General features: G+C 66.0%; 24 protein-coding genes. All 24 read right to left on the bottom strand.

From position 1 onward, the window contains the following. Window positions 1–273: 273 nt before the first annotated feature. Window positions 274–1,101: a TatD family hydrolase gene (locus tag LV475_RS08140; RefSeq protein WP_250106121.1), complete on the bottom strand. Its 828-nt coding sequence runs from the start codon at window positions 1,099–1,101 to the stop codon at window positions 274–276. A 39-nt stretch (window positions 1,102–1,140) separates the two neighbouring features. Further along, the gene (locus LV475_RS08135; protein WP_136866616.1) at window positions 1,141–1,494 is read right to left on the bottom strand and encodes a PilZ domain-containing protein; all 354 of its coding nucleotides are present in this window, start codon (window positions 1,492–1,494) and stop codon (window positions 1,141–1,143) included. 110 nt (window positions 1,495–1,604) lie between these two features. Then, a complete protein-coding gene (locus LV475_RS08130; RefSeq protein WP_250106120.1) occupies window positions 1,605–2,654 on the bottom strand; it encodes a hypothetical protein in 1,050 nt (349 codons plus the stop codon). Beyond that, a complete protein-coding gene (gene tmk, locus LV475_RS08125) occupies window positions 2,644–3,279 on the bottom strand; it encodes a dTMP kinase (protein WP_250106119.1) in 636 nt (211 codons plus the stop codon). The genes LV475_RS08130 and tmk overlap by 11 nt, the downstream gene beginning before the upstream one ends. Continuing rightward, on the bottom strand, window positions 3,276–4,301 hold the full coding sequence (mltG, locus tag LV475_RS08120) for an endolytic transglycosylase MltG (protein ID WP_250106118.1): 1,026 nt from the start codon (window positions 4,299–4,301) through the stop codon (window positions 3,276–3,278). Before mltG ends, tmk begins: the two co-directional genes overlap by 4 nt. 9 nt (window positions 4,302–4,310) lie before the next feature. Then, on the bottom strand, window positions 4,311–5,252 hold the full coding sequence (locus tag LV475_RS08115) for an aminotransferase class IV (RefSeq protein ID WP_250106117.1): 942 nt from the start codon (window positions 5,250–5,252) through the stop codon (window positions 4,311–4,313). Further along, window positions 5,249–6,700, bottom strand: coding sequence for a chorismate-binding protein (locus LV475_RS08110; protein ID WP_250106116.1), 1,452 nt, complete (start codon window positions 6,698–6,700; stop codon window positions 5,249–5,251). Before LV475_RS08110 ends, LV475_RS08115 begins: the two co-directional genes overlap by 4 nt. Before the next feature lie 99 nt (window positions 6,701–6,799). After that, window positions 6,800–8,047: a beta-ketoacyl-ACP synthase II gene (fabF, locus tag LV475_RS08105; protein ID WP_136866621.1), complete on the bottom strand. Its 1,248-nt coding sequence runs from the start codon at window positions 8,045–8,047 to the stop codon at window positions 6,800–6,802. A 490-nt stretch (window positions 8,048–8,537) separates the two neighbouring features. Continuing rightward, a complete protein-coding gene (gene acpP / locus LV475_RS08100) occupies window positions 8,538–8,777 on the bottom strand; it encodes an acyl carrier protein (protein ID WP_058575544.1) in 240 nt (79 codons plus the stop codon). Between the two features lie 149 nt (window positions 8,778–8,926). Then, on the bottom strand, window positions 8,927–9,685 hold the full coding sequence (gene fabG, locus LV475_RS08095) for a 3-oxoacyl-ACP reductase FabG (protein ID WP_136866622.1): 759 nt from the start codon (window positions 9,683–9,685) through the stop codon (window positions 8,927–8,929). A 39-nt stretch (window positions 9,686–9,724) separates the two neighbouring features. Further along, a complete protein-coding gene (gene fabD, locus LV475_RS08090) occupies window positions 9,725–10,651 on the bottom strand; it encodes an ACP S-malonyltransferase (protein WP_136866623.1) in 927 nt (308 codons plus the stop codon). A 143-nt stretch (window positions 10,652–10,794) separates the two neighbouring features. Then, on the bottom strand, window positions 10,795–11,697 hold the full coding sequence (locus LV475_RS08085; RefSeq protein ID WP_136866624.1) for a flagellin N-terminal helical domain-containing protein: 903 nt from the start codon (window positions 11,695–11,697) through the stop codon (window positions 10,795–10,797). Window positions 11,698–11,718: 21 nt separating this feature from the next. Then, window positions 11,719–13,380, bottom strand: coding sequence for a flagellar hook-associated protein FlgK (gene flgK, locus LV475_RS08080; RefSeq protein ID WP_156228101.1), 1,662 nt, complete (start codon window positions 13,378–13,380; stop codon window positions 11,719–11,721). A 74-nt stretch (window positions 13,381–13,454) separates the two neighbouring features. Next, complete coding sequence (gene flgJ, locus LV475_RS08075; protein ID WP_250106115.1) at window positions 13,455–14,495, bottom strand: flagellar assembly peptidoglycan hydrolase FlgJ; 1,041 nt, start codon at window positions 14,493–14,495, stop codon at window positions 13,455–13,457. 9 nt (window positions 14,496–14,504) lie between these two features. Continuing rightward, a complete protein-coding gene (locus LV475_RS08070) occupies window positions 14,505–15,638 on the bottom strand; it encodes a flagellar basal body P-ring protein FlgI (protein ID WP_136866627.1) in 1,134 nt (377 codons plus the stop codon). Window positions 15,639–15,649: 11 nt separating this feature from the next. Continuing rightward, window positions 15,650–16,342: a flagellar basal body L-ring protein FlgH gene (flgH, locus tag LV475_RS08065; RefSeq protein WP_136866628.1), complete on the bottom strand. Its 693-nt coding sequence runs from the start codon at window positions 16,340–16,342 to the stop codon at window positions 15,650–15,652. 25 nt (window positions 16,343–16,367) lie between these two features. Then, on the bottom strand, window positions 16,368–17,156 hold the full coding sequence (gene flgG, locus LV475_RS08060; protein WP_136866629.1) for a flagellar basal-body rod protein FlgG: 789 nt from the start codon (window positions 17,154–17,156) through the stop codon (window positions 16,368–16,370). A 22-nt stretch (window positions 17,157–17,178) separates the two neighbouring features. Then, window positions 17,179–17,922: a flagellar basal-body rod protein FlgF gene (gene flgF / locus LV475_RS08055; protein ID WP_136866630.1), complete on the bottom strand. Its 744-nt coding sequence runs from the start codon at window positions 17,920–17,922 to the stop codon at window positions 17,179–17,181. A gap of 176 nt (window positions 17,923–18,098) precedes the next feature. Then, window positions 18,099–19,349, bottom strand: coding sequence for a flagellar hook protein FlgE (flgE, locus tag LV475_RS08050; protein WP_136866631.1), 1,251 nt, complete (start codon window positions 19,347–19,349; stop codon window positions 18,099–18,101). A 15-nt stretch (window positions 19,350–19,364) separates the two neighbouring features. Then, window positions 19,365–20,072 carry a flagellar hook assembly protein FlgD gene (locus LV475_RS08045; protein ID WP_250106114.1) on the bottom strand — a complete coding sequence of 236 codons (708 nt, stop codon included), beginning with the start codon at window positions 20,070–20,072 and terminating at the stop codon, window positions 19,365–19,367. Window positions 20,073–20,112: 40 nt separating this feature from the next. Further along, window positions 20,113–20,520: a flagellar basal body rod protein FlgC gene (gene flgC / locus LV475_RS08040; RefSeq protein WP_136866633.1), complete on the bottom strand. Its 408-nt coding sequence runs from the start codon at window positions 20,518–20,520 to the stop codon at window positions 20,113–20,115. Window positions 20,521–20,572: 52 nt separating this feature from the next. Next, window positions 20,573–20,986: a flagellar basal body rod protein FlgB gene (gene flgB / locus LV475_RS08035; protein ID WP_231505809.1), complete on the bottom strand. Its 414-nt coding sequence runs from the start codon at window positions 20,984–20,986 to the stop codon at window positions 20,573–20,575. A 113-nt stretch (window positions 20,987–21,099) separates the two neighbouring features. Further along, a complete protein-coding gene (locus tag LV475_RS08030; RefSeq protein WP_250106113.1) occupies window positions 21,100–21,903 on the bottom strand; it encodes a CheR family methyltransferase in 804 nt (267 codons plus the stop codon). A gap of 8 nt (window positions 21,904–21,911) precedes the next feature. After that, a complete protein-coding gene (locus tag LV475_RS08025; RefSeq protein ID WP_331281117.1) occupies window positions 21,912–22,871 on the bottom strand; it encodes a chemotaxis protein in 960 nt (319 codons plus the stop codon). Window positions 22,872–22,888 lie beyond the last annotated feature (17 nt).

The raw sequence follows: 22,888 nt of genomic DNA, 5'->3' as shown, positions 1-22,888 counted from the left end.
CATCCCGCTCTGCGTGCCTTGAGCCGGGCAGGTGCAAGGCGCTCGTCCGCCGCGGAAGAGTGATTCTCTTTCCAAGGACGACAACGCAGCAGATGCCCGGCTCAAGGCGCGCCCGGCGGGGCTTGGCGAGTCGCCCGTGCTCCGCGTTGCGATGTCTTGACGTGGCCACCGGCACGCCGGCGACATCGCGCCTTGAGCACGAACGACTCGCCAAGCCAGAGTGGCATGGCATTCGTGCAGAGTTTCCCTTGCCCCGCGTTGCCGCCCCGGGCGTCAGCCGGTCGCCAGCCCCAGCCAGCGCTGGGCGTTTTCGCGTGACCGGGTCGCCATTTCCGGCAGGCTCTCGCCGCGCAGGTCGGCCAGCATCTCGGCGACATGCCGCACCCGGATGGGGTTGTTGGGCTTGCCGCGGTACGGGACCGGTGAGAGATACGGCGAATCGGTCTCGATCAGGATCCGGTCACCGGGCACCTTCTTCGCCACCTCGCGCAGCGCGGCGGCCGACTTGAACGTCACGATGCCGGAAAACGAGATGTAGAAGCCAAGATCCAGCGCGCGGCGCGCGGTTTCCCAGTCCTCGGCGAAACAGTGCATCACCCCGCCGCATTCCTCGGCGTGCTCGCGCTCGAGCACGTCCATCGTGTCCCCCGGGGCCCCGCGGGTGTGGATGATGACCGGCTTGCCCACCGCCTTGGCCGCCTCGATGTGATTGACGAAGCGATCGTGCTGCCAGCGCTCGCCTTCCTCGCAGTGGAAGTAGTCGAGCCCGGTCTCGCCGACCGCGACGATGGAATCGGCGTGCCGGTCGTCGCGGATCGCGCGCACCAGCTCGTCGGCCGGGATTACCGCGCCGGCATCGTCCGTGGGATGCAGGCCGTAGGAGAGGAACACCTCGGGGCGCTCGGCTAAGCGCTCGGGGTTGCCGGCAAGGTACGGCGAGACCAGGTCGGTCATCGCCGGCCAGGTCGACGGCTTGATCGACACGCACAGCATCCGCGTGACCGATTCCAGCCAGGCGGTGTGCATGAAGCGGTCGAAGTCGTTGTCGAAGGCGTCGAGCTCCACCCGGTCGAGGTGGCAGTGTGAATCGAACAGTTGCATGGTGCTCCGAGATAAAAGCGATCAGCGCGCGGCGGCGCGTCACATGGTGTAGGTCGGCGTTTCCTTTTCCAGCGCGCCGGCGAGGTAGGTCTCGATCTGCTGGCGCGTGCGGCCCTGGTCCATGCGACCGAACTGCACGCCAATGCCGGCCACCTTGCCGCCCTGAGCGCCCTGCGGGGTGACCCAGATCACCTTGGCGGCCACGGCCAACCGCTCGGGGCTGCCCATCAGGGTCAGGGTCAGGAAGATCTCCTTGCCCATCGGGATGTGGGTGTGCCCCGGGATGAACAACCCGCCGTTCTTCACGAACGGCATGTAGGACTTGTAGAGCGTGTCCTTGTCCGGGATGTTGTGGTGGATCATGCCTCCACCCAGGCCGCCTCCTGCTGCCATTGCACGCTACCTCGTCACACGGTTGTCGACCCGGCCGCGCCTGGGGCGCCGCCGGGTCGTGGTTCAGTAATCCAGTCCGAAGTCTACCGGGAATCGCCGGTAGGCCGAAGTCAGCCGACCGGCTCGAGACGCCGAGCCAGACGCGGGTCGACCAGGTCCAGTGCCAGCTGCTCGACCGAGAGCTCGGGGTGCAGCGGGTGCCCCGCCTCGCGGGCGAACTGGATCAGTCGGGTCTGCACCGCGAGCCATTGCTCGCCGTCGTGGGCACGAGCCAGACGATCGAGCATCGGCACCAGGGCGGCCGGCACCGTGTCGGTCAGCCCGGCCTGGCGGCGGGCGACGGCCGGCCAAAGCCGCAACAGCCAACGGGCCAGCACCGGGCGTGGCGTGGCCAGCCACGGGGCGATGGCGGCAAGCGGCGAGCGGGGCTCCTCGGCCAGCTGCACCCACGCCTGCGTTACCGCCTGCCAATCGAAGGTGGGGTCCGTGCCGTCGACCAGAGTGGGATCGTCGATAAAGGCCAGCAACTCGGCCCGCTCGGGCGAACACCCCGTGGCCTGCCGCCACCAGGCGGCCAGTTCGTCGGGTCTCGGCTCGCGCAGGCGCACGCGCTGCAACCGCGAACGGATCGTGGGCAGCAACCGGTCGACCTGCTCGACCGTGCAGAGGAACTGCATCGATTCCGGCGGTTCCTCGAGGAGCTTGAGCAGGGCGTTGCCGGAGGCGCGGTTGAGCCGTTCGATGCGCTCGACCAGGACCAGCCGCATGCGGCCGTACCGGGTGATGAACGCCCCGTCGATCAGGGCGCGGATGGCATCGACCGGGATATCGCGGTGATCGGGATCGTCGGCCAGCCGATGCAGGTCGGGAAAACTGCCCTGCTCGGCCTGGCGACAGGCCGGGCACTCGCCGCAGGGCCAGCCTTCGCGGGGCGCCTCGCAGATCAGGCGGCGCGCCAGCGTCTCGAGCAGCGCGGTCATGGGCGCGCCCAGACGGCCATGCAGCAGCAGCCCGTGCGGCAGGCGCTTGGCGGCAATCATCCGCTCGAGCTGCGCCCAGGCATCGTTCAGCCAGCCGGCGCTGCGGATGGTGGCCGGATCGCTGACCAACCGCTGCTCGGCCAGGCCCGAGAGATTGCCTTCCGGTGCGTCAACCGCCATGCGCTGCCTCCAGTTCGGTCTCGATTTGGGCACGCACCTCGTCGAGGGCGCGCGTGGCATCCACCCGCCGGAACCGCGCGGGTTCGCGCTCGCTGAGTGCCTCGAACCCGTCACGCACGCGCTCGAAGAAATCGAGCGTCTCCTGCTCGAATCGATCGGCGGCCTCGCGGCTCGCCGCCCGTTCGAGCCCCAGCGCCACCGGCACGTCCAGCCAGAGCGTGAGCTCGGGGTCACAACCCGCGTGTGCCACCTCGGCCAACTGGTCGATGGTCGCCATCGACAGCCCGCGTCCAGCGCCCTGGTAGGCGCGGGTGGAATCGGTAAAGCGATCGCAGACCACCACCTTCCCGGCCGCGAGGGCCGGACGGATCACCCGCTCGACGTGCTGGGCACGCGCCGCAAACATCAACAAGAGCTCGGTCGAAGCGGCTACCGGCTCCTCGCGTACGGCCTTGAGCACCGCGCGCAACTCCTCGGCCAGTGGGGTGCCGCCCGGCTCGCGGGTGCAGAGCACCGTCTCGCCACGGGCCTCGAACCAGTCGCGCACGAAGGCCATGGCGGTCGACTTGCCCGCCCCTTCCAGCCCCTCGAGGGTAACGAAACGCGGCGAGGTGGCGGCGGTCATGGGCGCTCTCCCTCTTCTCGCTTGATCGCCCGCCAACGCGCCACGGCGCGGTTGTGTTCCTTGAGCGTGCGCGAGAACGCGTGCCCGCCGGTGCCGTCGGCCACGAAGTACAGCGCCTCGGTCTCGGTCGGACGGGTCGCGGCCGCCAGCGAGGCGCTCGACGGCAAGGCGATTGGTGTCGGCGGCAGCCCGTCGCGGGTGTAGGTGTTGTAGGGCGTGTCCTCGCGCAGGTGCCGGCTGAACAGGCGCCCGTCGTAGTCGTCGCCCATGCCGTAGATCACGGTGGGATCGGTCTGCAGGCGCATGCCGCGCTTGAGCCGATTGACGAACACGCCGGCGACCTCGCCACGCTCGCCCGACAGCCCGGTTTCCTTCTCGATCACCGAGGCGAGGATCAGGGCCTCGTAGGGGTCCTCCAGCGGCAGGTCGTCCGCTCGGGCCGCCCAGGCGGCGTCCAGCGCCTCGCGCATCTGGTCGAAGGCGCGTTGAATCAGCGCCCGGTCGGTGGTGCCGGCCGGGTACTGGTAGGTATCCGGGAACAGCCAGCCCTCAAGGTGCTCCACCGGCAGATCGAGCGCCTCGATCACTGCCGACGGGGTCAGTTCGTCGAGCGTGCGCCGGATACGCGGCGCCTCGGCCAGCTGGTCGAGGAAGGCCTGCGCGGTGACGCCTTCCGGCACGGTGAACCGGTATTCGATCACGTCACCGGCGACCATCCGATCGAGCAGGGACGCCAATCGGTCGTCGGGGCGCACCTCGTACTCGCCGGCCTGGATCGAGCGTGCCTGGCCGCGGAAACGCGCGGTCCAGTCGATCACGCGCGTCGGGATGGCCGGCTGCACCTTGTGGATGGCCGCGGCGATGGCCGGCATGGACTGCCCCGGTTCCACGGTGAGCGTGGTCGGCGCCTCGGCAAGCGGTTTCTGCCAGTAATGCACGGCCAGTCCCGTCCCGACCAACAGGCCCGCGAGCAAGCCCATGCCGGCTGCCCAGATCAAGAACACTCCGATGGCTCGCCGCATCCAGAACTCCTAACGCTCGATCGATTGGGGTGACGGTGGGGTCGGGCACGCCGCCTCGCAGGGGGCACCGAACTCCGCGAGGGCAACCCGCCCCCAGCAACTGTCGGCCATCGCCTCGGACAAGCTCGCCGGCCACGGGTTCTGTCGGGGGCGCATTGCCCTCGCCGGTGGCTGCCAGCAGCCTGCCACCGATTCGAGCCCGTCGGCGGGTGGGCCATCGACGTCGGGCAGCGCCCGCCCGAGCAACCAGCCGACCGGTCGCCAGGCCGAGACGGCGTTGCAGAGAAAGGCCGCCTCGGCCAGGGCAAGTCGGCCCGGGGCGCAGGGGGTCACCCGCGCGTCCAGCGTCTCGATCCACCAGGCTCGGCGCGTGCCGGCAATGGCCCCGCCGACCAACGGCGGGGTATGCCAGCCCCCGCGCTCGCGCCAGAACAGGTTGCCCATCGTACCGGAAACCACGCGCCCGGCCGGGTCGAGCATCAGCCCCTCGCGCCGTCCCGCGGGCAGCGACTGCTGGGCCAGCACGTGCGAGAGACGGTTGAGGTGCTTGAGACCGCGCAACGCGGTCACGCCCTCCACGATCACCGGTACCGGGTCGAGCGCCAGTGGTTCCGTCGGCACCGGCGGCAGCGGCCCGACGGTAGCCGTCACCGTCAGCGCGGGTTGCTCGGGACGCCGGTAGCCACGCGGGCCGCTACCGGCGGTGACCACGAGCTTGCACACCCCGGTTGTCCCGTGATCGCTCGCCCCGGTCTTGATCGCCTCGTCGAGCACCGCGAGCACCTGGTCTCCGGACGGCTCGGGCAGGCCGAGTCGCGACAGCCCGCAACGCAGCCGGGCGAGGTGATCGTCAAGCCGGGCCACTCGCCCCTCGTGGACGAACAGCGTCTCGAACAGGCCATCGCCGAAGGCGCAGCCCCGGTCGTTGACGGCAAACCCGGCCGCGTTCATCCGACCGGCACCCCGGCCGCCAGTGCTGTCTCGCCGCCCAGGGCATCAAGTACGCCGCGGGCCTTCTGGTAGGTCTCGTCGAGTTCGCGCGCCGGGTCGGAGTCGGCCACGATGCCGCCGCCGGTGCGGAACTCCCCCTGCCCGTCCGGGGCGAGGAACAGGCTTCGAATCAGGATGTTGCTGTCCATCCGGCCGTGATTGCTCAAGTAGCCCAGGCTTCCCGTGTACGGCCCACGCCCGGTCTGCTCGAGCTCGGCGAGGATCTCCATGCAGCGCACCTTCGGGCAACCGGTAATGGTGCCGCCGGGAAAGCACGCCGCCAGAGCGGCCAGTGGCGAGGTGGTCGCCGGCAGTCGCCCGACCACGTTCGAGACCAGGTGGTGAACCTGGGCGTAGGACTCCACCACCATCAACTCGTCGACCCGCACCGAGCCGGGCTCGCAGACCCGGCCCAGATCGTTGCGCGCCAAGTCGATGAGCATGACGTGCTCGGCACGCTCCTTGGGGTGGGCCTGGAGCTGCTCGATCAGCTCGCGGTCGCGCACCGGGTCCGGGTCGCGTCGGCGGGTGCCGGCAATCGGACGGGTCTCGGCGCGTCCGTCGGCCACCCTAAGCAATCGCTCCGGCGAGGAGCTGACGATCTCCCCCTCGGGCTGGCGATACCAGGCGGCGAACGGGGCGGGGTTGCGGCGACACAAGGCATCGTAGACCGCAGCGGACGACACCCCGGGGGCCAGTCGGAAACGCCAGGCATGTGACAGGTTGGCCTGGAAGACGTCCCCGGCGAACAGGTAGTCGCGCACCTTTGCCACCCGCTCGCAGTGCGGCGCCCCCGCCGGTGCCTGGAGTTCGGCCAGTTCCACCGTGCCACCCTGATCGTTGCCGGCGGCGTCACGCGCCTGTTGCCAGGCCGTGATCAGGGCCCCGGCGAATGCTTCGCCCCGGGCGCTGCCATCGTGTACCACGATGTCTTCGCCGGTCACGTGATCCCGCACCAGGGCGGCCGGATGATATTCGGCGATCGCCCGCGGAAAGCCGCTCTCGGCACCGAGGGCAAAGGCCGGCAGGTCGAGGGTGGGCTCGATCTCGGCGGCCATCTCGTAGGCGAGGAAGAAGCTCCAGCCACCGAGGAAGGGAAATTCCGCTGGCAGGTCCTGCGACGCCAGCCAGTCACTGGCATCGAACGATGCCGGCAACGGCTGGCGACGCGAGACGGCCTGCTGGAAACGCTCGAGAAAGCGGGGCTCGTCGCTCGTCGGCATTGCCGGAGCGAAGATTCGTTCGTCGACCGCGGAAAACAGGATCGACCAGCGGCTCAACGGGCCACCGGCGGTCACGCTTTCGAACAGGTGGCTTGCGCGCTCTCCTGCGCGGGCCAGCATCGCCGCAAGCGATGGCGGTACCCGCTGCGGGTCATCGTTGAGGCGATGAATGACGGGCAGGCTCACGGGCGGATCAGGCAAGCGATGAACGATGGGTGTGCCGGATCGACGGTCCTCGAGGAGACCGCCGAGTGCGTGGTGCGATCGAACGCCGCACCGTGGCCATCAGTCGACCGAGCGGCCGAAGATCAGCGTGCCGTTGGTGCCGCCGAAGCCGAACGAGTTGGACATCGCCACCTCGAAACCCTCGACGCGGCGCGCCTCGTGCGGCACGAAGTCGAGGTCGCAGTCCTCGGAGGGGTTGTCGAGGTTGATGGTCGGCGGCAGGATCTGGTCGCGCAGGGCCAGCACCGAGAACACCGCCTCGATGCCGCCGGCCGCGCCCAGCAGGTGGCCGGTCATCGACTTGGTCGAACTGACCGGGCAGTTGACCGGCTGGTCGCCAAACAGCGACTTGATCGCGTGCACCTCGGTGCCATCGCCCGCCGGCGTGGAAGTGCCGTGGGCGTTGATGTAATCGATGTCGGCCGGGGACAGGCCCGCGTCCTTGAGCGCGGCGTCCATGCAGCGGCGGGCACCGTTGCCGTCGGTGGCCGGCAGGGTCATGTGGTAGGCATCCGAGCTCATGCCGAAGCCCTTGAGCTCGCCGTAGATGCGCGCACCACGGGCCTGGGCGTGCTCGAGCGACTCGAGCACCATCACGCCGGCGCCCTCGCCCAGCACGAAGCCGTCGCGGTCGCGGTCCCAGGGACGCGAGGCGCGTTCGGGATCGTCGTTGCGGGTGGACAGCGCCCGCGCCGCGGCGAAGCCGGCCACGCCCAGCGGCGAGACCGCGCCCTCGGTACCGCCGGCGATCATCACGTCGGCATCCCCGTAGGCGATCAGGCGCGCGGCCTGGCCGATGCTGTGGGTGCCCGAGGTGCAGGCGGTGACCGTGGCGAGGTTCGGGCCGCGGAAACCGTAGCGGATCGACAGCTGACCGGAGGCCATGTTGATGATCGCGCCGGGGACGAAGAACGGCGACACGCGTCGCGGCCCCTGGTTTTCCAGGGCGAGCGTGTTGCGCTCGATGCCACCCAGCCCACCGATGCCGGAACCGATGAAGGTGCCCACCCGATCCAGATCGAGCGAGTCGCTGACCAGGTCCGCGTCCTCGATCGCTTCGATCGACGCCCCCAGGGCGTAATGGATAAACGGCTCCATCTTCTTCACGTCCTTCGCGGGGATGAACGCGGTGGGATCGAAGTCCTTCACCATGGCGGCGAACTTGACCGCCATCTTGTCGGTGTCGAAGCGATCGATGGGGGCCGCACCCGACCGGCCCGCGAGAATGCCGTCCCAGGAATCCTTGACGTTGTTGCCCAACGGGGTCACCAGCCCAAGGCCGGTTATCACGACGCGACGTTTGCTCATGCTGTTTTTTCCAGTTCGGTTACGGTCGGCCATTAGGGAACCTCTGCACGATTCGATGGCATCTCTGGCTCGCGGGTTTGTCCGCAATCAAGGCGCCGGACCGAAGACGGGCCCAGGGCAATCACTTGGGCCCGCCGAGGGACGGCAACGCCGAGTGCGGGTAAACCCGCGAGCCCCCTCCGGGCCTCCAAGGCCCCATCTGCGGCGTCGCGGGTTCATCCATGAACCCCGCCCGTCGGGCCGGCTCGCGCCGGCCGGATCGGCGTCGTGCCGATCCGGTCCAGCCATTGTGAAGGGCGACGGCCCTTCACGGCGGACTGCGCCTTGCATCTGGACCCTTGGGGGTCCCGCTTCAGACGTCATCGAATCGTGCAGAGGTTCCCTAAGTAAAAAACCGCGATCGACCTCCTGTGCAGAAGGCCGAAACACGGTTTTTCAGTTCACAAGCCCGGACACCCGGCCAGGGCCTGCGAAACGCACAAGGGCCGAATCAGGCGTCCTTGTGGTTATTGACGTAGTCGATGGCCTGCTGAACGGTGGTGATCTTCTCGGCCTCTTCGTCCGGAATCTCGCACTCGAACTCTTCTTCCAGCGCCATGACCAGCTCGACGGTATCCAGGGAATCCGCGCCGAGGTCGTCAACGAATGAAGCTTCATTGGTGACTTCTTCTTCCTTGACGCCCAACTGCTCTACAACAATCTTCTTGACGCGTTCTTCAACGGTGCTCATTCGTATCGAACCTCTTCTGGTACAAACACTGTTCAATTAAACGTTTTGGCCCGGCAACTCCGGGCCAACACTGCCCGGCATTCTAGTGAAAACCGACCGGCAGGCCAAATAAAAATGCCCATTCGCGGCAAGGCGCGCCGCGACGGGGCTTATGCCATGTACATGCCGCCGTTGACGTGGATGGTCTGGCCGTTGATGTAGCCGGCCTCGGGCGCCGCCAGGAAACGGACCGCCGAGGCGATCTCCTCGGGCTGACCCAGGCGGCCGTTGGGGATGTTGCCCAGTAGCGCTTCTTTCTGCTTTTCCGGCAGATCGCGGGTCATGTCGGTCTCGATGAACCCGGGGGCGACCACGTTGACGGTCACGCCACGCGGCCCGATCTCGCGGGCCAGCGACTTGGAAAAGCCCATGATGCCGGCCTTGGCCGCCGCGTAGTTGGTCTGCCCGGCGTTGCCCATCGAGCCGACCACCGAGGCGATCGAGATGATCCGCCCCCAGCGGGCCTTGGCCATCGAACGCATGACCTTCTGCGACAGGCGGAACACCGACGTGAGGTTGGTCTGGATGATGGCGTCCCAGTCGTCCTCCTTCATGCGCATCAGCAGCGTGTCGCGGGTAATGCCGGCGTTGTTGACCAGCACGGCGACCGGCCCGAAGCGCGACTCGATCGCCTTGATCACCGCGTCGACCTGCTCGGCGTCGGTGACGTCCAGCGCCATGCCGGCGCCACGCTCGCCCAGGCGTTCGTCGATGGCGGCCGCGCCCTTCTCCGAGGTGGCCGTGCCGACGACCGTCGCCCCAGCGGCAACCAGCGCATCGGCGATGGCCGCGCCGATGCCGCGCGAGGCGCCAGTGACCAGGGCAACGCGGCCGTCGAGGTTGGCAAATTGAGTCGCTTGTTCAGACATGGGGATTCCTCGTGATGATTCGTGTTCGATCGGGCCGGCTTACTCGGCGCCCAGTGCCTTTTCCAGGGTCGCCTGGTCGAAGACGGCCTTGGCGCCCATCTGGCGATCGATGCGACGCGCGAGGCCGGTGAGCACCTTGCCCGGACCGAACTCGACCTGGTCGCCGGCGCCCATGGCCTGCATCGCCTGGACGCAGGCGACCCACTGGACCGGGCGGAACAGCTGCTCGATCAGTGCGGTGGCGATGGCCTCGGGCTTGTCGTGGGTCAGGGCATCGACGTTATGAATGACGGGGATCTGCGGGGGACGGATGTCGACCTGCGCGATCTCGGCTCGCAGCTGTTCGCCGGCCTCGCGCATGAGCGAGGAGTGCGACGGCACGCTCACCGGCAGCAGCACGAAGCGTTTGGCACCCGCCTCGCTAGCGACCGCCTCGGCCCGCTCGACGGCGGCCCGGTCACCGGCAATCACTACCTGGCCCGGAGCATTGAAATTGACGGCCTCGCAGACCTCGCCGTCGGCGGCCTTCTCGCAGACGCCGCGCACCGCCTCGTCCTCGAGACCCAGTATCGCGGCCATCGCGCCCTGCCCTTCGGCCACGGCCGACTGCATCAGCTGGCCGCGCCGGGCGACCAGTGCGACGGCGGCTTCGAAATCGATGGACTCGGCGGCGACCAGGGCGGCGTATTCACCCAGGCTGTGGCCAGCCAGCGCAGCAGGCATGGCGCCGTCGTTACGGCGCCAGATCTGCCAGGCCGCCACGTCGGCGGCCAGCATGGCCGGCTGGGTGACCTCGGTCCGGTTCAGGTCGGCGGACTCGCCCTCGGCCACGAGTTTCCAGAGATCGTAGCCAAGCACATCACCGGCACGATCGAACACCGCCTGCGCGATATCCTCGTGCTCGCCCCAGCCACTGGCCATGCCGATCGACTGGGAACCCTGTCCCGGAAACACCCCTGCAATCATGGTCTCGCCTCACCGTTGAAAAACGCGGGGATGGTATCACAGCGCCACGGGACGCCGACGGATGGCCACAGCGACGAACGGCCAGACGCGAAAAACCGACGCCCGGAAGCGAGTCGCGGACGCCGGCGACCATCGCGGCCCAATTAGAGATTATTGAACAGCGATAGCTGCTGGGTCTTGGCCATGCTCTGCTGGGTGGCCTGAAGGGTCAGGTAGTTCTGGTTGAGGCGGGTGATGGCCTCGGCGAGATCGGTGTCCCGGAGTTTCGAGATCGATTCCTTGTTGCTGAGGCTCCAGGCGTTCTGGTCATCGCGCAGGCGTTCGAGCTTCTTGAGGTCGTTGCCCATTTGCCCTTGTGCGGTGATCACCTGATCAAGCACCGCATCCACATCGGTCTGCAGTGCTTCGTATTGGGTATCGTCACCCGCACGCACGGCTGCCTCGAGCTCGTCGATGACCTGCAACGCCGACCGCCCGGAGGTCGGAGAGGTGTTGAAGATGTCCGTGGCGACCCGGCTGACGGTCACCGAATCGGATTCCCCAACACGCAGCTCCACCGCCCCGGTGTTCTGGGTAGCGGTGTTGAGCTGATCCTGACCGGCCGGGTCATACGGGATCTGGTTCGCACGCACGCCCGAAAAGACGTATTCGCCCCGCTCGTCCTTGGCATTTGTCTGCTCGGCCAGGGCGGACCGCAACTCGGCCAGCTCATCCGCCAGCGCGCCACGACTCACTCCGTCATTGACGGCATTATTGGCCCGTATCGCGATGTCGCGCACGCGCTGGAGAATATCGGTACTCGCCGCCAGACGGGTTTCTTGCGCCTCGATCTTGCCAGTCGCCATGTCGTTGCTGCGCAGGAACTGATCCACGCGCGCCTGCTGATTGGTCAGCTGACTGGCCTGACCGAAGGCCACCGGATCGCGATCCGCGGTACGCAGCTTCACGCCGGTGGCGATGTCGGTCTGCGCCCGGATCATCTCAGACTGCTGCCGCTGCAGGCTTTGCAAGCCTTGCTGGAAAATCAGTGACGTGGAAACGCGCATCGTGTAGCTCCCGAGCCGGCCTTAGCCGACGGCATTGAGAACGGACTGGAACAGGTTGCCCGAGATGGAAATGCTTCGAGCCAGGGCCTGGTATTGCTGCTGGTACTTGAGCAGGTTGGCGGCCTCTTCGTCGAGATTCACGCCGGACACCGACTGTTGGCGCGCAACCAGGTTGTCCAGCGAGGCCTGAGCCGACTCGCCCTGCATTTCGGCGGTGCGCGCCACCGAGCCGGCATTGCTGACAGCGGAGGACAGGGCGCCACCCAGCGTCTGCCCATCCGCGGCACCGGCACCGGTCTGCCCCACGAGGGTGCGATTTGCCAGCTCGGCCATCGCCTCGATCTGGGTGTTATCACGATTGCCCAACGAATTGCCGCCACCGTCGCCCCCGGCGGCCGCCACGTCCCGGGGGTCAGCCAGGGTTGTCTCGATCTGGCCGGCCGCACCGGCAGCCGGGTCGATGTACAGCACATCGCCCGCTTCCGGGGTGCCCGAGAACGTGATGTCCAGCCCCGGGATCGCGGTGGTGCTGCCCCCCGAACCAACGCTCGCCAGTTCCGTGCCCGGGTCATCCTGACTGCGAACACTCCAGTTCGTACCATCGAAGCGCGCCTCGTAGCGGGCATCGGTCAGGAGGGTCGCGTCCGCGATACTGCCCGAGGCGGAACCGCTGCCGTCATTCCGACCATCCACCGAAACACTGGGCGAGAAACCACCAATAGCCGTGAACAACGGCGTCCCGGCGTTTCCGTCCAGATCGTAGCCGGCCTCCTGAATCGCGTTCGCTTCCTGGGCCAACACCAGGGCGGCACGCCCCAGCTCGTTGCGCAGCGGCGTGATCAACTCGTTCTGCGTCTCGATCATACCGCCCAGCTGGCCGCCGGTTACCCGCTCGGTGATCGTCTTGTCGCCGATCTTGACCGTCAGCCCCGCGGCCCCGTTGATCGCCTGGAACTCGGTGGCTGCGCCGCCTGTGACCAGGGATTGCCCCGACCCTACCGCCAGGTTCAGCGAACCCGCACCGTCGTCGTTCACACGAATGTTCACGCGCTCGGCAATATCACGAACCAGCTGGTCGCGACGGTCGAGCAGGTCATTCGGCAAGGCGTTCGGATCCTGGGCGTAGGCCCGGCTGATCTTGTCGTTCAGGCTGGCCACTTCCTCGGCGAAGGTGTTCACCTCGCGGGAGATTGCATTCGCCTGCTGCCCAATCCGTGTATTGAGGTCGGCAAGACGGCCGTCTAGCTGGTTGAACCGGTCGGTGAGCGCCGATGCCTCGTTGAGGTAGGCCTGTCGTGCGGTGATATCGGTCGGGTTGGCCGCCACATCGCTCGCCGCCCCGAAGAAGGCCTGGGAGCTCTGGGCAATACCGGACTCGGTATCTCCGAGCACGGTGGTTACCTGGCTGGCGATGTCGCTGACGAACTGGAGCCGGCTGTTGTCACTGGTGACGTCACGCAACTGGCTTTCGACGTACTGGTCGAAGCTGCGCGTGATCGACTGCACCTGCGTGCCCGTCCCGACGTAGCCGTTGCCCATGAACTGCGGCGTCCGGGCACTGAGGTTGACGGTCTGCCGCGAGTACCCCTCGGTATTGGCGTTCGAGACGTTGTGCCCGGTCGTCGTCAGTGCGCGTTGCACCGCGAGCAGGCCGCTGACCGAGTTGCTGAGGATGTCCGCCATGATGAGGCCTCGAAGGGTTTACTGCCGACCTTATCGGCCGATTGAGGAAAAACTTGAACGTCGGCCCGACCCGATCACACCGCGTCTCGCATCGCCGGCGAGTTCATGATCGAGATCAGCTTGTCGGCGTATTTCGGATCGGTGGCGTAGCCGGCCTGCTGCAGTTCGCGGGCGAACTGCTCGGGGTCGTCACGCGCCTCCAGTGCCTTGCCGTAGCGCGGGTTTTCCTGGATAAAGCGGGCAAAGTCGTTGAAGGAGGCGGCCATCGAGTCGTACTGGCGGAAGGCCGCCTGTCGGCGGACCAGGCTGCCGGACTCGAATTCCAGCGTGCCATGCACCTGACGCTCGCCGTCCCAGCTGCGATCGGCCTTGATGCCGAAGAAGTTGTTGCTCGCCTGGCCACCGCCGTCATGCGGGACGTGCTTGCCCCAGCCCGTCTCCAACGCCGACTGCGCGACCAGCACCTTCGGCGAGACGCCGAGCTTCTCCGCCGCCTCGCGGGCATGCGGCAGGATGGCCTCGACGAACTGCTCGGGCGATTCCCAGTAGGCCGGCTGCTGCTTGCGGCCGGCAGCGTCGGAGGAATCCAGCGCGGCCAACCGCTCTTTCGTCGGTCCGGGCTGCGCCCGTTTCTCGTCGTCCGCGGCGGCGCCCTCGGTCTCCTTGTCCTTCTGCATCCAGGCGTGCGGACGCAGGGTCCATTCGGAGGCATCGGGCAGGGGGTAGGCACGTGGCGCCTGCTCGACCACGCCGCCGTTCTCCTTGACCTGCAGCGGGAACCCCTCTGACCGCCGCTCCCCGTCCATGCCGCCGGTCTGCTTGGAAAGCTGGCGCTCGATCATCTCGGCCAGGCCAATCCCGCCAGCGCGGCTGGAGAGCTTCTGCGCGATCTCCTGGTCGAACATGCCCTCGAAGGTCTTGGTCTGTTCGCTATTGAACAGCCCGTCGCGTGGCGTGGCCTCGCGCATCGATTGCAGCATCATCTTGACGAACTGCGTCTCGAACTGGGAGGCGACCTGCTTGAGGGCCTGCCCGGGGTCCTTCCCGGCCTGGGAACGCAGCTGGTTCAGGCCCTGGAAGTCGGTGTAGGAATTGATTTGCGCTGGACTGACCATTACGTCACCTCAGATCACGATCAACTCGGCCTTGAGCGCCCCGGCACTCTTTAGCGCCTCGAGGATGGCCACCAGGTCCGACGGCGAGGCGCCGACCGCGTTCACCGCATTGACGATGTCGTTGAGCTTCACGCCCGGGTCGAACAGGAAGGCGCGGCTGCTCTCCTCCTGCACGGCCACGTCCGAATCCGGCGTGACCACCGTCTCGCCCTCCGCGAACGGGCCCGGCTGGGAAACGTCCAGGTCCTCGTCGACCGTGACGGTGAGATTGCCGTGCGAAACGGCAGCCGCCTCGATGCGCACGTTCTGACCGATCACGACCGTGCCGCTGCGCGAATTGACCACCACGCGGGCCGGACCCTCGCCGGGCTGGAATTCGACGTTCTCGAGCACCGACATGAAACCGACGCGCTGGTCGGGCGAATCGGGGGCGCGCACCTTGACCGTGCCGCCGTCGACCGCCTGGGCGACCCCGCCCCCCAGCACGTCGTTGATCGCCTGTTCCATACGCCGCGCGGTGGTGAAGTCCGGCTGGTTGAGATTGAGGAACACCGCGCCGGCGCCACCCATCTTGGACGGGACGCTGCGCTCGACCGTCGCACCGTTTGGAATGCGCCCGGCCGTGGGGATGTTGACGGTCACGCGCGAGCCGTCCCGGCCCGAGGCATCCAGGCCACCCACGATCAGGCTGCCCTGGGCAACGGCGTAGATGTTGTCGTCCGCGCCCTTGAGCGGCGTCATCAGGAGCTCACCGCCGCGCAGGCTGTCGGCATTGCCGATCGAGGAGACCGTCACGTCGACCGTCTGACCCGGCTTGGCGAACGGCGGCAGGTTGGCCGTGACCATGACCGCGGCGACGTTGTTTAACTGGACGTTGCCGCCGCCGGGCGAGAGACCCTGGCGCTCGAGCATGTTCTGGATGCTCTGACGCGTGAACGGCACCTGGGTGGTCTGATCGCCGGTGCCGGCGAGACCCACCACGATGCCGTAACCGACCAGCTGGTTGTCACGCACGCCGGCGAAGCTCGCCACGTCCTTGATCCGCTCGGCGCCGGCCTGCGGGGCGAAGGTCGCTGCCCCGGCCGCCAGCACCAAAGGCAGCAGGCCGGCCAGGAAGGCGCGAAGGTGTGTCTTGATGTTCATGCCTGTCACCATCAGAAGGGGAAGACCGGGCTGTTGAAGAAGCGCGCCAGCCAGCCCATGTTGTTCGATTCGTTGATCACGCCTTCGCCGCCGTAGGCAATCTGCGCGTTGGCCACGCGCGTGGACATGACGGTGTTGTCGGGCGCGATGTCCTGCGGCCGGACCATGCCGGCCAGCTTGATGAACTCGCTGCCCTGGTTGATGCCGATCCACTTCTGGCCACGAATCACGAGATTGCCGTTGGAAAGCACCCGCGCGACGGTGACCGTGATCTGGCCATTGAGCGTGTTCTGCTGGCTGCTCTCCCCGTCGCCCGCGAAATCCCGCTCGCCGGTGATCTGGGCGTTGAGCCGCTCGATCGCCGGGCCGGTCAGCCCCAGCACGTTGGGCGGGGTGATGGCGGTCTCCTGGCTCTTGCCGGTGGAGGTCTGCGCGCTCTTGGAGGCCTGCATGCGCTCCTCGAGGATGACCGTCAGGATGTCGCCGACGCGGTACGGACGAGCGTCGGCGAACATGTTGTCCACCTGCCCGGCCTGGAAGATCGCGCCATTGCTCTGCACCGGGTTGTGCTCGGAGGCCTCCGGCGGCAGTGCGGCATTGAACTGGGGGTCCGGCTTGATCGGCGGCTGGCTGGCACAACCGGCCAGCAATGCCGCGCCGATCAGGACCACGCCCCGGGTAAGCCAGTGGATTGACGGTTTCATGGCGTGCCTCCGCGGATCGGCGTCATCAGACGTTCTGGTTCAGGTACTGGAGCATGCCGTCGGTGGTCGAGATGGCCTTGGAGTTCATCTCGTAGGAACGCTGCGTCTCGATCATGCTGACCAGCTCCTCGACCACATTGACGTTCGAGCTTTCCAGTGCCCCCTGCTGGATCGCGCCCAGGCCGTTGAGGCCCGGGGTATCCAGCTGCGGGGCGCCACTGGCACCCGATTCGACGAACAGGTTGTTGCCGATCGGCTGCAGGCCCGCCGGGTTGACGAAATCCGCCAGCTGGATGTTGCCCAGCTGAACCGGTTCGGCCTGGCCGGCCAGCTGCGCGCTGACCGTGCCGTCCGTGCCGATGGTGATGGACTGGGCCCCCTGCGGGACGTTGATCGCCGGCTCGACCGGCTGGCCGTTGGCCGTAACCAGCTGGCCGTCGCTGTTGAGCGAGAAGTCACCATCTCGGGTGTAGGCGATGTTGCCGTCGGGCTGGAGCACCTGGAAGAAGCCGCGACCGTTGACGGCCATGTCCAGGGCGTTGTCCGTCTGCTGGATATTGCCCTGCGTGTGCTGCTTCTCGGTGGCCACCACGCGAACGCCCGTGCCGACGTTCAGGCCGGTGGGCACCTCGTCCTGCTGGTTGTTCGCTGCGCCGACCTGACGGTAGTTCTGGTAGATCAGGTCCTCGAACACCGCCCGGTCACGCTTGAACCCGGTGGTATTGACGTTGGCGAGGTTGTTGGAAATCACCGACATGCGCGTCTGCTGCGCGTCCAGGCCGGTCTTGGCGGTCCAAAGTGCGGGTGTGGTCATGGTGTCTCTCCCCTAAATCCAATTAACCGAGGCGCATCAGGCGGTCGGCGGCTTCGCCGTTCTCGTCCGCCGTGCGAATCATTCGGCTTTGTGTCTCGAACATGCGGCCGTACTCGATCATGTTGACCATGGCCTCGACGGCATTGACGTTGCTGCCCTCGAGCACGCCACTGGCGATCTGTACGGCGGCATCGGCCTGCGGCTCCTCGGCGCCCTCGCGCAGCGAGAACCGGCCGTCCGGAGCCTTCTGCAGGTCCGCCTGGTCGGGGTTGACCAGCCGGATCCGATCGACCATCGCCGGGGCGTTGGTCTGACCGCCCACCGGGATGATGCTGATGCTGCCGTCGGCGTGAATATCGATCTTCTCGGCCGGCGGGATCGCGATCGGCCCCTCGTTGCCCATCACCGGATCGCCCTGCCCGGTCTGCAACTGGCCGTTGGCCGTCAGGTGAAGATCACCGCGCCGTGTGTAGGCCACCCGGCCATCCGGGGCCTCCACGGCGATAAAGCCCTCGCCCTTGACGGCAATGTCGAGATCCCGACCGGTGGTCATCAGGGGACCAGGCGAGAAATCGGCACCCTTGCCTTGCGCCTCGGTGTAGGCGCGCGATGCCTGCCCCGGGCCGTAGACCGGCAGCGCGGCAAAGGCATCGATGTCGGCCTTGAAGCCCTGGGTGTTCACGTTCGCCAAATTATTGGCGTTGGTGGCCTGGGCCCGTAATGTCTGCGAGGCACCGCTCATGGCGATATAAGCCAGACGATCCATCACAACACCTCCACGATTCACGAATCACAAGCGGGGAAAATGCCCCGTTGCCATGGGTAATGCAGGAGGTGTGCCAAGAGAAGAAAACTGGCGAAAGATGGCGCAATTGAATCACTTGCGGACAAAAAAAGGGCGGCCCGCAGGCCGCCCGGTGGAACGGTCACTCGCCGAAAGGATCAGCGAATGCCGATGATGGTGTCGCTCAAGGTCTTGTTGGCCTCGATCGCCCGCGAGTTGGCCTGGAAGTTCCGCTGCGCGGTGATCAGGTTGACCAACTCAGACGTCAGGTCGACGTTGGATGCCTCGAGCGCGCCGCCCTGGATCGCACCGAAGGTGCCCGTACCGGCCTCGCCCGCCAGCGGCTCACCTGAGTCGATCGACTCGATCCACTGGTTGTCGCCCACCTGCTTCAGACCTTGCGGGTTACGGAAATCAACCAAGGCGACCTTGCCCAGCGGGATGGACTCGCCATTGGTGTAGCTTGCGCGGATCAGGCCATCGGTACCCACCGAGATGCCAGTCAGCTGGCCGGTTGTGTTGCCGTCGGCTGACTGGTCGGCAACGTTGAACGGACCATTGTATTGAGTCGAGTCGGTGCGGAAGGTCATGTCGATACTGAGATCCCCCGCACCGGTGCCCAAATTCGCACCGGTCTCGGTCACGGTGACCGGATTGGCACTGGCCGTGTCAAACGAACCATCCGTGTTGAACGTGACCGTCTGCTGGGTCATGTCCGCTACCGGCTGATCATCGATCTGGTAGTAGACATCCCATTCGTTGGGATTCCCCGTTTTCACGAAATAACTCGTCAGCGTGTGCGGATTCCCCAAAGAATCATAAATCCGCTGCGAGTTCGCCTGATTGTAGGAATCCGGGTCGTCAGGATCGAAGGTAGTCACCGGAGGGGTTTCTGCCCCTGCAGGCAAGTTGAGGGACAGACTGCCTTCCGTAGTCGCCTGCGGGGCACCGGCCGCGACCGGCAATTGCACCGGGCTGGATGTCGCCAACGAGGTCGATTGCAGGGTGCCATTTTCGTTGACCGGCAACGCCTTCAGGAACTCACCCGCCTGGTTCACGAGATAACCGTTCTTGTTCACGCCCAGTGCGCCGGCCCGACTGAATACCGACTCCGAACTGTCCAACGACGGCTGGAAGGCAAAGAACCCCTGACCGGAAATGGCGAGATCGAGTGAGTTGTCCGTGAACTCGAGGTTGCCCTGCGCGAACTGCTGGGTCACCGCCTGGTTGATGACACCCTGCCCCACGGCGGTCTTGCTGTTGCCGAACGCGCTGACCGCATAGATATCGCCGAACTCGGCCCGCGACTTCTTGAAGCCGGTGGACTTGGCGTTGGCAATGTTGTTGCTCGTCACGTTCAGGTCTTTCTGCGCGGCGTTCAGGCCGCTGATGGAGGTATTGAACGACATGCTGCGTCCTCCGGTTTAATTAATGATTTCAACGACATCCGATAGCTTCACCGACGACAAACCGTCGAGATTCAGCTCCGGACCATTCTTGGTCACGCCCACGCTGCTGATCACCGCCCCGACGTAGGTCTGGGGCGCCTGCCCCTTGCCGTCCACCGTGGCCGTCGCGTTCACCTTGTAGTTGCCCTCGGGCGCCATCCGCCCGTCCTTCAGTCGGCCGTCCCAGGAAAAGGACGGTCGATCCGATCCATCCACCGGCACGTCGATGGACTTGACCACCTGCCCGCTGGCGTTCGTGATCTCAACACTCATCTTCGAGGCACCGGTGGGCACGTCGACCGCGCCCAGAATCCCCGATGGTGCCGTGCTGCCATCCGCCTGTTGCATGTGGTACATCTGAGCCGTATCGCCCTTGACCATGGCGGCCTTGCCGACCAGTGACGAGGCCTGCATCACCTGGTTGGACTGCACCGACTCCTGGAAGCCGGAGACAGTCTCGTTCAATTGGGTAATGCCCTCGAGCGAGGAGAACTGAGCCATCTGCGCGACGAACTGGGTGTTGTCCATCGGCTTCATCGGGTCCTGGTTCTGCATCTGCGTGGTCAGCAGCTTGAGAAAATCCGTCTGATCGAGATTCTGCTTGTTCTTGCTCTCACCCTCACTGGTCTTGCGCGCGGCAAGCCCGAGGTCGGCGTAGATGTCGCTGTTCACGGAACTGGTCATGTCATGCCCCTTGCCGGTTTTCGGCCTTCACGTTCCGGCCTTACTGGCTCTGGCCAAGCTGCAGCGTGCGCATCGCGAGCTGCTTGGTCGTGTCCATCACCTGGACGTTGGTCTGATAGGTACGCGAGGCCGACAGCATGTTGACCATCTCCTCGACCGGGTTGACGTTCGAGCTGTAGACGTACCCATTCTCGTCGGCCAGCGGGTTGCCCGGATCATGCTTCGGCGCCGGCTGCGCCTGCGACTCGGTGATGCCCACCACCTTCACACCGCGCCCGCCATTGGCCTCGAGCACGGTCTGAAAGACCGGCTGTCTTGCCTTGTAGGCCTCTTCCGGCGAGGAGGCATCGACGTTGGCATTCGCCAGATTCGAGGCGGTGGTGTTCAGGCGCGTCGACTGCGCCGCCATCGCGGAGGAGGAAATATTGAAAACGTCGTACAAGCTCATGCTTCACCTGCCTTGACTGAAAAGTGTAGTTCGCGGAAATCCGGCGCGGTCATCACTGGCCACTCAGGGCCTTCTTGATGCCGGAAACACGACTGTTGAGAAACGAAAGCGTCGTCTGGTAACCCACCGCGTCCTGGGTAAAGCCCACTCGCTCCTTGTCGAGATCGACTGTGTTGCCATCCAGGGCTGGCGCATCCGGCACCGAAAACCCCTCACGGATCCCCGACGACACGCCGCCGCCACCGATCTGGCGCGGATCCTCGGTCTTGAGGCGCCCGGCGCTACCGGCAGACGAGGACTTGCTCTGCAACGCGGTCTCCATCGCCCGATCGAACGACATCGCGCGCGCCTTGTAGCCCGGGGTGTCGGCATTGGCGATGTTCTCCGCGCGCATCTTGAGGCTGCGCTCCTGGAGAATCAGGGCATCATCGTGGATGCCAAGCAGGCGGTCATTGATGATCGACATGAAAAAACCCTCGACACAATGTCAGTGCCGAGGGCTTATGCGATAAGCGTGCCAGTTTTTGAAACCGAGGCTTGATAGAGGGTGCGGGGAGCACCCAAGGAACCCAACCGGGATCAGCTCTTGAGTCGGTAGGCGGTACCGCCGGTGGGCAGACGCTCGGGGGTGAAACGGTCGGAGAATTGGGTAAGCGACTCCGAGGCGCCGAGGATCAGGTAGCCGCCGGGCACCAGGGTATCGGCGATACGATCGATGATCTTCGCCTTGGTGTCCCGCGAGAAGTAGATGAGCACGTTGCGACAGAACACCAGGTCGTAGCGACGGGCTTCCGGGCGCAGCTCGAGCAGATTGCCGACCCGGAACTGGGTGCGACGGCTGATCTGGGGCGCGACCTTCCAGCCCTCGGTCGCCTTGACGAAAAATTGACGCTTGCGCTCCGGCGACAACCCCCGCCCGAGCGACAGGTCATCGAACACCCCCCGACGGGCCTTCTCGACCACCGCCTCGGAGATATCGGTGCCGACGATCTCGAGGTTAAACGGCACCCGCTGTTCCTCGGCGATGATGCTGATCGAGAACGCCTCCTGGCCGGTCGAGCAGGCCGCCGACCAGACCCGGTAAGTGGCCTTCTTCGCTGCCACCGCCTCGGGAAAGAACTTCTTCTCCAGCGCGGCAAAGGGGTAGCCATCGCGGAACCAGAGGGTTTCGTTGGTGGTCATGGCATCGACCACGTCGCGCGCGAGCATGCGATCCCGACGCGACAGGAGCGTCTCAATCAGGGATTCGACCGTCGAGTAGCCCTTCGACCGGGCGACGCGCGACAAGCGGGTTTCCACCAGGTACTGCTTGTCGCGGCTCAGCAGGATCCCGCTGTGCTGCTCCAGGAACGCGCAGAACCGGTCGAAGGTTTCGGCCTTCATGCCGCGGCTCAAGCCTCGTCCACGGCGTGGTGCACCTCATGGCGGCGAAGGGCGTCACCCACGACCCGGGCAAGGTCATCCGGGTGGAACTTGGGAATGAAGCGATCGGCCCCCACCTGCTTGACCATCTTCTCGTTGAACACCCCACTGAGCGAGGAGTGCAGGATGACGTAGATCCCCTTGAGGGCCGAGTCCTGGCGAATCAGCGAGGTCAGCGTGTAACCGTCCATGGTGGGCATCTCAATGTCGGAGACGACCATGGCCAGCCGCTCGAGCTGCTCGGGCTGCTTTTCCTTCCAGCGGCGCAGCGTGTCGATCGCCTCCTGCCCGTTCTTGGTCACGACCGACTTCAGGTGCATCTGCTCAAGCGTGCTTTCCACCTGCTTGCGCGCGACCACCGAGTCGTCGACCACCAGCACCAGGTCCGAGCCCTTGGCAATCTCGCCGTACTCGCCGATCACGTCGTCGGAGACGGTATCGGCCACGCCAACGACGCGCGCGAAGATCTGCTCGACGTCGATGATCTCGACCAGCTGCTTGTCGATTCGCGCCACGGCCGTGAGGAAATTGGAGTTGTTGGTCCCGCTCGGCGGGGTCAGCACTTCCTTCCAGGAGAGGTTGACGATCCGATCGACCGAGTGCACCAAAAAGCCCTGCACGGCACGGTTGTACTCGGTGATGATGACGAAGGCGTTTTCCACCTGCTCGTCGGTCATGCGGCCCTTGCCGATCGCCTCCGACAGATCGATGACGGTGATGGTATGGCCACGCACATCGGCGATCCCGCGAATCGAGCTGTCCGAATGCGGCACGTCGGTCAGCTTGGGGCAACGGATTACCTCGCGGACCTTGAAGACGTTGATCCCGAACCGCTGATCGTTACCGAGGCCGAACACCAGCAATTCCAACCGGTTGCGACCGGCGAGCTGGGTGCGGGAATCGACGGATGACATCACGTTGCTTTTCACGGCTAGTCCTGTCCTGG

This window comes from Guyparkeria hydrothermalis, assembly GCF_023555375.1.
GTDB lineage: Bacteria > Pseudomonadota > Gammaproteobacteria > Halothiobacillales > Halothiobacillaceae > Guyparkeria > Guyparkeria hydrothermalis.
This window is presented reverse-complemented; position numbering and strand designations above follow the sequence as displayed.